The organism is Bacillus sp. JJ864 (genome assembly GCF_036963045.1).
GTDB classification, from domain to species: Bacteria; Bacillota; Bacilli; order Bacillales; family Bacillaceae_G; genus Bacillus_A; species Bacillus_A pseudomycoides_C.
The window spans coordinates 1-9876 of the sequence record NZ_JBALLY010000103.1; the positions used below are offsets into that span (position 1 = coordinate 1).

7 protein-coding genes are annotated in these 9876 nt (G+C 34.4%); all 7 read left to right on the plus strand.

The features are described from left to right. The first annotated feature begins 305 nt into the window (after positions 1–305). The 7 genes from V7024_RS16250 (at position 306) to V7024_RS16280 (ending at position 9237) form a co-directional block, all read left to right on the plus strand. Complete coding sequence (locus V7024_RS16250; protein ID WP_335521777.1) at positions 306–2201, plus strand: endonuclease MutS2; 1896 nt, start codon at positions 306–308, stop codon at positions 2199–2201. Positions 2202–2355: 154 nt separating this feature from the next. Continuing rightward, positions 2356–3678 carry a DEAD/DEAH box helicase gene (locus tag V7024_RS16255; RefSeq protein ID WP_335521779.1) on the plus strand — a complete coding sequence of 441 codons (1323 nt, stop codon included), beginning with the start codon at positions 2356–2358 and terminating at the stop codon, positions 3676–3678. Positions 3679–3783: 105 nt separating this feature from the next. Then, positions 3784–4476 carry a DUF3888 domain-containing protein gene (locus tag V7024_RS16260; RefSeq protein ID WP_335521781.1) on the plus strand — a complete coding sequence of 231 codons (693 nt, stop codon included), beginning with the start codon at positions 3784–3786 and terminating at the stop codon, positions 4474–4476. Positions 4477–4527: 51 nt separating this feature from the next. Then, on the plus strand, positions 4528–5265 hold the full coding sequence (gene gpmA, locus V7024_RS16265; RefSeq protein WP_335521783.1) for a 2,3-diphosphoglycerate-dependent phosphoglycerate mutase: 738 nt from the start codon (positions 4528–4530) through the stop codon (positions 5263–5265). A gap of 238 nt (positions 5266–5503) precedes the next feature. Then, positions 5504–6667, plus strand: coding sequence for an oxalate decarboxylase family bicupin (locus tag V7024_RS16270; RefSeq protein ID WP_335521785.1), 1164 nt, complete (start codon positions 5504–5506; stop codon positions 6665–6667). Positions 6668–6952: 285 nt separating this feature from the next. Beyond that, complete coding sequence (locus V7024_RS16275) at positions 6953–8419, plus strand: aminoacyl-histidine dipeptidase (protein WP_335521787.1); 1467 nt, start codon at positions 6953–6955, stop codon at positions 8417–8419. 683 nt (positions 8420–9102) lie between these two features. After that, positions 9103–9237 (plus strand): YuzL family protein, encoded by a 135-nt coding sequence (locus V7024_RS16280; protein WP_335521789.1) that lies wholly within the window; start codon positions 9103–9105, stop codon positions 9235–9237. The last annotated feature ends 639 nt before the right edge of the window (positions 9238–9876 follow it).

A 9876-nucleotide genomic window follows, 5' to 3' on the forward strand; every position in this document is an offset into this window, starting at 1 on the left:
CTACAATACTTTATAAAGCATGTAGCGGTATTTGTTATTAAAGACCTAGACCTTTATTTTGAGAAGGTTTGTTTAATAATAAATATTTGTTTCTACACTTGTCTTGTAAATGTATGTAAAGCTGTGGTATCCCCGCAGCTTTTTTGTTTTTTTTTCACGACTTTTGGATAGGAAGGGTTATTCCGTATGGATGGGAACCGATCTTCTCTGAGAGAAGTTTTCTTTTATATAAACTCATTGAAATCTTATTATTAGGTATCTTCATACATGATTCAATTAGTAAATCATAGTGAGGAGAACAAAAAATGAATACAATGACTTTTGAAAAATTGCAGTATAACGAATTAAAGGAAATTGTGAAATCATATTGTGTAAGTGGATTAGGAAAACAATTATTAGATAAACTGCAGCCAAGTTCGAATATAAAAGTAGTCAAGAATCGTTTAAATGAAACAACTGAAGCAAAAGCAATATTAAATACAGAAAGTCACGTTCCATTAATTGGGATCTCTAATATAGAAAACATAATTGGAAAGCTTGAAAAAGGGATGATTTTGGAACCAGCCGAATTAGTGAGCGTATCAGATTTTTTAAGAGGATGTAGAAAAATTAAGGGATTTATGTTAAGTAAAGAATTTTTTGCACCTGTTTTAAGTTCTTACGCATACTCGATGTCAGAGTTCAAAAATATTGAGGAAGAGATTCATTTTTCGATTAAAGGGAATCGAGTTGATTCTGCTGCGAGTAAGGAGTTAAAGCGAATTCGAAATCATATCGAAACAACAGAAGAAAAAATTGGAGATCGTTTAAATAAATTTTTAAAAAGTAGTGCAAATAAAGAGTATATTCAAGAATTCTTTATTAGTAAAAAAGATGATCGATATACGGTTCCTATTAAGGCTTCTTATAAAAATCAAGTTGCAGGAACAATTGTAGAGATGTCTTCTAAAGGTTCAACAGTATTTATGGAACCAGCTGTTATTTCAAAATTAAGCGGGGAGTTAGCGAGTTTAAAAGCGGAAGAGGCGATTGAGGAGTATCAAATATTAGCGACTTTATCAGGAATGATTTTTGAGAATGTTAGTGATATAAACATTAATATTGAGCTTATCAGTCAATATGATATGATTTTCGCGAAAGCTAAATTTAGTAAGAGTATAGATGGTATCGCACCAAAATTAAATAGTCATGGATATATAAAACTCGTTGAATGTAAACATCCTCTTTTACATGGTGAGATTGTTCCATTACATTTTGAGATTGGAAAAGAATATCGTAGTTTAGTCATTACGGGACCAAATGCTGGAGGAAAGACAATTGCTTTGAAAACAATTGGATTATTAACTTTAGCAACAATGTCAGGGTTTCATATTCATGGTGATGAAGAGACTGAGATTGCCCTTTTTGATTCTATTTTTGTAGATATTGGTGATAATCAAAGTATTGAAAATGCTTTAAGTACTTTTTCTTCACATATGAAAAATATTTCAGAAATTATGAGAATATCTAACAATAATACGTTGTTGTTATTTGATGAAATTGGTAGTGGTACAGAACCGAATGAAGGTGCTGCACTTGCGATTGCCATTTTAGAAGAGTTTTATCAAATGGGTTGTATCACAGTTGCGACGACTCATTATGGTGAAATTAAACGATTCTCAGAAATTCACAGTGACTTCATGAATGCGGCTATGCAATTTAATAATGAAACATTAGAGCCGATGTATCAATTAATGATTGGGGAATCTGGAGATAGTAACGCACTTTGGATCTCTAGAAAGATGAATTTACGGGAACGTGTTTTGGAGCGAGCACAGTGTTATATGGAAAATAAAGATTATAACTTAGAGCTTGTAAAAGAAAATAAAATAAAGAAGCCTGAAGTGAATGCGGTGAAAACGAAAGAAACTTATGAGTATGAGATTGGAGACAAGGTAACATTATTAGATCACAATGATTCTGGTATTGTATACAAGAAAAAAGATAGTTTCAATAATATTGTAGTACTATACAAAGAAGAGTTTATTGAAGTAAATTGTAAGCGCGTTATTTTGGAACTGAAAGCAGCAGAGTTGTATCCAGAAGGCTATGATTTAAATACTTTGTTTGTAGGTTATAAAGAGAGAAAGCTGCAATACGATATAGAACGAGGCTCTAAAAAAGCATTAAGAAAAATACAAAAAGAAATGAGAAAAAAATAATTCAAATGTTAGTAACCCTTCACTTAAATGATAGTACGTTTTGAAGTGAGGGGTTATTTTATATATGAAAAATAGAATAAGTGTAATCTTCTTTTTCATATTTAGCAAAATAAATGGTACAATCAATATTTGATATGAAAAATAGTGAAAAGAAGTGATCGATTTGAAAAGTTTTTTAGAATTAGGAATTAGCACTACGTTAAATGATACATTAAGAGAAAATGGAATTGCCGAATCGACGCCGATTCAAGAAAAAGCAATCCCAGTAGTTCTAGCAGGAAAAGATATTATTGGACAAGCAAAAACAGGAACAGGAAAAACATTAGCATTTATTTTGCCGATATTAGAAAAAATAAATCCGCAGTCTAGTCATGTCCAGGCGTTAATTGTAGCGCCAACACGAGAATTAGCATTGCAAATCACAAGCGAAATTGAAAAAATGACTGTGCATGTAAAGGATATTCATGTGCTTGCAGTTTATGGCGGACAAGATGTTTCACAACAAATGAAGAAATTACAAGGAAATACCCATATTGTTGTGGCGACACCTGGCCGATTATTAGACCATTTACGCCGCGGGACAATTGAATTATCGCATGTATCTATGCTTGTTTTAGATGAAGCGGATCAAATGCTGCATTTTGGTTTTTTACCAGAGGTAGAAGAAATTATTGAACAAACACCTGCAGAGAGACAAACGATGTTGTTTTCTGCGACGATGGCAAAGCAAATTCAATCGCTTGCAAAGCGTTATATGAGAAAACCTGAAATTATAAAAATTCAAAGTGCAGAGGTTACAGTAAATAATATTACACAGCGCGTCGTTGAAACGACAGATAGGGCAAAACAAGATACGCTTCGTCAACTTATGGAACAAGATCAACCGTTTTTAGCAGTTATTTTCTGCCGTACGAAACGTAGAGCTACAACACTGTATGAAGCGCTAAAAGGATACGGTTATAACTGTGATGAACTTCATGGTGATTTATCACAAGCAAAACGCGAGCGTGTTATGAAACGTTTTCGAGATGCTGAAAGCCAATATTTAATTGCAACAGACGTAGCAGCAAGAGGACTTGATGTAGAAGGTGTTACGCATGTATTTAACTATGACATCCCAGAAGATGTCGAAAGTTATATTCACCGCATTGGTCGAACAGGTCGTGCTGGCGGAAGTGGGCTTGCCGTTACATTAGTTGCACCGAAGGATAAAATGTATTTGCAACAAATTGAAAAAGGGATTAATGCATCATTACAACGACAAGTCATCGAGCAACCTAACAAGCAAGAACCTGAGAAAAAAGAACAAAAATCGCAAAAGCCAAAAGAAAAGAAACAATTTAAAGAGAAGAAGCAGTTTGGTCAATCTGGGCGTCGTGATAGAAAAGAAGGACCAAAAACAGAGAAATCTCGTTTTGATCAACCAAGTAAAAAGAAGCGCAGCGCAAAGCCGGGACAGAAAAAGCGCGGAAGATAAGTTAAAAATATAGTAATTATTGAACATGAGTACCCTTTAAATAGAGGACTCATGTTTTTTTATGTGCGTAAAAAATTAGGACATACTAACAGGCGAGGTGATTTGATGAAGAAGTTTGTTGCAATCATTGTTTTCACTTTATTTATGTTTTCTTTAACTAGCTTCGTACACTGTGAAGAAAAGAACAAAGTACAAGATTATTTTGATGTGAATATAAGCGGATCGCGTTTGCATGTTCTAGACGATTTTGTCGAACTTATTAATGAGGGAAAAGTTACTTCCTTAACAAAAATATTTTTTGAAATTTTACGGAGAGAACAACAATGGGTATTGGAACCGCGAGTGTATGTAAAAGGGAATTTGGGGTATGTTCATATTGTAAAACAAAACGGTGTGAATGTTCTTTATCATATAAAGAAGGTACATGAGAATTGGACGATTTTGAGAGAAGACAAGAAGGTTATAAATAGAATACCTGTACCAAAAGAACTGCTAAAGGAAGTTCTTATTGAACGACTTGTAGAGTATATTGGTGATGCTGTAAAAAATTATTATGGTGAAGGTAGGTTATGGTACAGAGGAAGCGAAAAGATATTAACTATTGAGAAAGATAAGGTGAATTTTGAATTTTATGTTACTGTTCAAGTTATTACATTTAAAGGAGCTCATAATCCACCGTATGGAGAAGAGACGATGACATTTCGAGTAAAAGGTGGAGGCGAGGTTCAATTAATGGATTACAAACATCGCGATCTTTCTGATACTGAATTATCTAAATTGAAACTAAGAACAATATAAGAGTAGCACATGATAGATGTAAACATTTTAATGCTTGGAGGAGATATTGTTATGATTAAGCTTGTGCTTCTTCGTCACGGTCAAAGTGTATGGAATGTGGAAAATCGGTTTACTGGATGGACCGATGTTGATATGTCTAAAAATGGATTACAAGAAGCAAGAGAAGCGGGACAAATTTTAAAGGAAAATGGCTATACGTTTGACGTAGCATACACTTCTGTATTAAAACGAGCAATTCGAACGTTATGGATCATTCTTCATGAAATGGATCTTTCCTGGGTACCAGTCTATAAATCATGGCATTTAAATGAACGACATTACGGTGCACTACAAGGCTTAAATAAAGATGAAACGACGAAGAAATACGGAGAAGAACAAGTACATATATGGCGCAGAAGTACAAATGTCAGACCGCCAGCACTTACGAAAGACGATCCGCGTTATGAAATTTCAGACCCTAGATATAAACATTTAAAAGAAGGAGAATTTCCTCTTACCGAGTGTTTAGAAGATACAGAAAAACGAGTTCTGACGTATTGGCATGAAGAAATTGCGCCAGTATTACAAAAGGGCGAGAAAGTTATTATTTCATCGCATGGGAATACAATCCGTTCGCTTGTAAAATATTTAGATCACTTATCTGATGATGGCGTTGTTACATTAAATATTCCTACAAGTATTCCGCTTGTATACGAATTAGATGATAACTTAAAACCGATTCGACATTATTATTTGAGCATGGATGGAGAAGTGCCAGAAGGAGAAATTCCGAAGCATATACAACTCTAATATAAAAAATGGATAGATGTGCCATAAGGCACATCTATTTTGGATTTTCTAGATGAGTTATATTGTGTGTGTTTCTTATAGTATATTGGAAAAAGAAGTTCCTAAGACTTTTGGTGATGGAAAAGAATTATGTTTAATTCACTTGTGCTAAAAATCGATTGAAAAAGAGCAGTTGAAACTCCATTTCAGAACCAGAAGGAGAAAAAGGGTGGGGTTTCGTAATAAAGGGGGAATTTAAGTGAAGAATGACGAACAAAAAATTCCACAACCAATTAGAGAAGATAAAGGAGCTACTGTTAAAATCCCACGTAACCTTGAACTTGATCGTCAAAATCCTGATATGTTGGCCTCACCAGATACAGACAGCGGTACGGTTGGGAATATGAAATTTTCATTTTCTGCTACACATAATCGACTAGAACATGGTGGTTATGCTCGTGAAGTGACCGTTCGTGAACTGCCTATTTCACGCTCGATTGCTGCTGTTAATATACGTTTAAAACCGGGAGCAATTAGAGAGTTGCATTGGCATAAAGAAGCGGAATGGGCGTATATGATTTATGGCGGAGCACGCATTACATCTATCGACGAAAAAGGCCGTAACTTCATTGCAGATGTACAAAAAAATGAATTGTGGTATTTCCCGGCTGGGTTTCCCCATTCTATTCAAGGGTTAAAAGATGGTGCGGAATTCTTATTAGTATTCGATGATGGCCAATTCTCAGAAAATAGTACTTTTCAAGTTACAGATTGGTTAGCACATACTCCTCCAGATGTACTTGAGAAAAATTTTGGAGTTTCAAAGGAATTATTAAAAAATTCACCTAAAAAAGAGAAGTATATGTTTCAAGAAGATGTTCCAGGTGCAATTGATGATGATCGAGTAGAAAGTCCATACGGAACCGTTCCTAATCCTTTTAAATACGAATTATTGAATCAAACACCAATTGAATCAAGTGGAGGCAGGGTATGGATTGCTGATTCTTCTAATTTTAAAATATCTAAAACGATTGCAGCAGCTTTAGTTGAAGTGTTACCGGGTGCAATACGTGAGTTACATTGGCACCCAAATACTGACGAATGGCAATGTTACATCTCAGGTAAAGCAAAAATGACGGTATTTGCTGCTGGAGGTCATGCACGTACATTTAATTATCAAGCTGGTGACGTTGGCTATGTTCCATTTGCAATGGGACATTATGTGGAAAATATCGGTGATGAGCCGCTATATTTTCTTGAGATATTTAAAAGTGATCATTATGCTGATATTTCATTAAATCAGTGGTTGGCACTTACACCTCAGCAGTTAGTTCTTGAAACACTTGATGTGGATAAAAAATTTCTTACAGCTCTTCATAAAGAAAAATATCCGGTTGTGAAATTTAAAAATGAAAATCAATAATATTTTATGTTCATTATGACGTATATGGAATTTTTAGCGAGGTAATATTTTTATCTAATAAAGGATAAAACGGCCATAAAAGCTTTTTCATTTTATATGCAATGCAGCAGTAAATAAATTATAAGTCTTAATGGACGAAATTACGAAATTTGTAAGAAGTATAAACGGGTCAAATCTCATTTAAAAATGATACAATACTTATATAAACCTACACCTTGTTACAAAGTAATAAGGTGTAGGTAAAAACAAAACTTCATTTTATATATTGGAAAAGAGGGGAAGTAGATGTATACAAGTTTAGCGGAATTGGTTAAGCACCCTGTATTTCATCATTTTGCAGAAATTTCAAAGATTCCAAGAGGATCGGGAAATGAGAAAGAAATAAGCGATTATTTAGTAACATTTGCACGAGAGCGTAAATTAGAAGTTTTACAAGACGATGCATGGAACGTCATTATTAAGAAGCCAGCAACAGCTGGATATGAGAATGTACCAACGATTATTATTCAAGGGCATATGGATATGGTATGTGAAAAGAACAAAGCAACTGTTCATGATTTTGAGAAAGATCCAATTCAATTACGAATTGTGGAGGATATGCTGTATGCAAATCAGACAACGTTAGGTGCGGATAATGGGATTGCGGTTGCCTATGCATTATCTTTATTAGACGCAACTGATATTCCACATCCTGCTCTTGAAGTTGTAATTACGACAGAAGAAGAGACAACGATGGGCGGCGCTTTTGCAGTTGATCCGAGTCATTTTAGTGGTAAAATCTTTATTAACATTGACTCTGAAGAAGATCATAAATTGTTAGTAAGTAGTGCAGGCGGTGCGAAAGCAGTTGAAACAATTTCTATTGTTTGGGAAGAAACGCCAGCTAGCGTATTACCATATCGTCTTTTTGTTGGCGGATTAAAAGGTGGACATTCCGGCATGGAAATTGATAAAGAAAGAGGAAATGCCAATAAAATTTTAGGTAGAGTCCTTTATGATTTATCCAATGAAATTGCATTTTTTATGAGTGACGTTCATGGCGGATTAAAAACAAATGCAATCCCGCGTGAAAGTGAAGCAACGCTTTTCCTTTCTGAAAATGATGTACAAAAAGTAGAAGAGAAAGTGAAAGAGTGGACAAGCATTTTACAAGAAGAACTACGCGCTGTAGACCCGGATGTGTATGTTTCTCTTACAAAATCAGAAGAAACAATTGAAAATGTATTTGCAAAAGAAACACAAAAACAACTTATTTCTTCATTATTCTTAATTCCTAACGGTATTCAAAGCATGAGTATGGAAATAAAAGGACTAGTGGAAAGCTCTACAAACTTAGGGGTAGTTGAAACGTTACATAATGAAATTAAATTAAGAAACGAAGTAAGAAGTTCTGTGAAAAGCTTAAAACAGCATATTGTAAATGAAATTAAGCATATTGCAGAAGTAGTAGGAGCGCAGTTTGAGAAAGAATCTGAGTATCCAGAATGGCCATACAATCCAAACTCCTCAATTCGCAGCTTATTTGAAAAGGTGCATAAAGAAAAATATGGAACAGATGTAGAGATTTTTGCGGTTCATGCCGGAATTGAGTGCGGTGTATTTATGGAAAAAATCCCAGGATTAGATGCAATTTCTCTTGGACCAGATATGTTTCATGTTCATACACCAGATGAGCATGTGAACATTCCTTCTGTAGTGAATAACTGGGAGTATTTTATTGAAGTATTGCGCGAGACGAAGTCGTTGATTTAAATAGGTTTGAGATGAAAAAGGGTTGTCCTATAAGTCAGTGTAACTGGCTTGTGGGCAACCTCTTTTTTATGAGTAAGAATTTAATTGCTTTTATTCGTTTTATAATAGAAGATTGCGTTTTTTACTCATGCTTCTTTGTACATTAAAGAATAAACTTAACATGTAAATGAATTGAAAGGAGAAAATGAAATGAATACGTTATTATCTGCGAAAAGTCACGTTCGTATTTAGATTACTTTATTCATCAGTGTCCGACAGTTACAGGATGTTTCAGGTCAAATTTAGAGGATTTCAAGCAATCTGATTCACCTTTTCCAACGCGAATAATCGCTGATGTGGTATATTTGTATCCTCATGCAATGGGAATTTTAGCTATATTTCATAACTTCTTGAAACACGTGGAAAAGAACCGCTTGTCTCAAGAAGAAAGTATACAACATAACAAAACTCACAGGGAAATGTATTTTCTTTGTGAGTTTTGTTATTTAAAAGGGACTTTAGAGATAGTTTTTATTGTTCTGTCTTAAGGGTGTCGATTTTTTGAAAAAATGTCCAGTTTATGGGGATGTTTTAATCTACTACTTGAAATGATCAACTACAAGGCGAAAAGGCAAGGGGGTCTTTTACCTTGTTTTGCATAGTTTCACGCATCCAAGCAAAAAGTAACGTTGGAGGTGAGCAAAGTGGGGCGAAAAATTAAACAGGATCCGTCTAGAGCAGGTCTTGAATCTTCACAAGTTGAAGGTCAAGGGACGACTACGCGTGAAACAGGTTCCATTCAAGTGTCTTCATCAAATAAGAAGCAAAAACGTAGTTAATCATTATGTTTCATGAGTTTACTAAGTAACGTAGTAATGTAAATAAGTCATTGGAATTAATAAGTATAATTCCAATGACTTATTATTTGAGAAAAAATTAGAAATGAATATAACGAATTGTTCAAATATAAGAGTTCAATAATATTAAAGGGTTTTAACTGAAGATATTGAATAAATTACCATAAAAGCAAAAAAAGTAATAGGGAGTATGTTTCTGCTGTAAATGGTGGTGGTGGCGAGTTAATAGCAAACAAGGTAACAGTGATAGATTGGGAAAAGTTTGTAATTGCACCTCTTTAGAAACAACTGATTTTCTTGAAAAAGTGGACTGTCTAATTTTTTTAGACAGTCTCAGTCTGTGGAGAGAGTCTTCTCTATATAAAAAATATCCTGAATCTCATTTTTTGAGAATCAGGATATTTGCGTTATAAGGGGTCATTATACATGCACCTCACTTTTTCATAGGATATCTACAGTATACAAAAAAACGTAGGCTTACACCTACCGACATTCATCTCCCAGCTAAAATTGGTGTTTCACACCTTCACATTTTAGAGGAAGGAGTCTTCTGTCGGAAAACGATAAATTTTTGGTAACTACTCAGTCACTCTATAAAAAAACGATAGAAAAGCATTTTTT

What these genes read in the sequence shown, in the direction of transcription:
- V7024_RS16250 (WP_335521777.1), top strand. Translation starts at nt 306, where the DNA reads ATGAATACAATGACTTTTGAAAAATTGCAGTATAACGAATTAAAGGAA.
- gpmA (WP_335521783.1), top strand. Translation starts at nt 4,528, where the DNA reads ATGATTAAGCTTGTGCTTCTTCGTCACGGTCAAAGTGTATGGAATGTG.
- V7024_RS16275 (WP_335521787.1), top strand. Translation starts at nt 6,953, where the DNA reads ATGTATACAAGTTTAGCGGAATTGGTTAAGCACCCTGTATTTCATCAT.
- V7024_RS16260 (WP_335521781.1), top strand. Translation starts at nt 3,784, where the DNA reads ATGAAGAAGTTTGTTGCAATCATTGTTTTCACTTTATTTATGTTTTCT.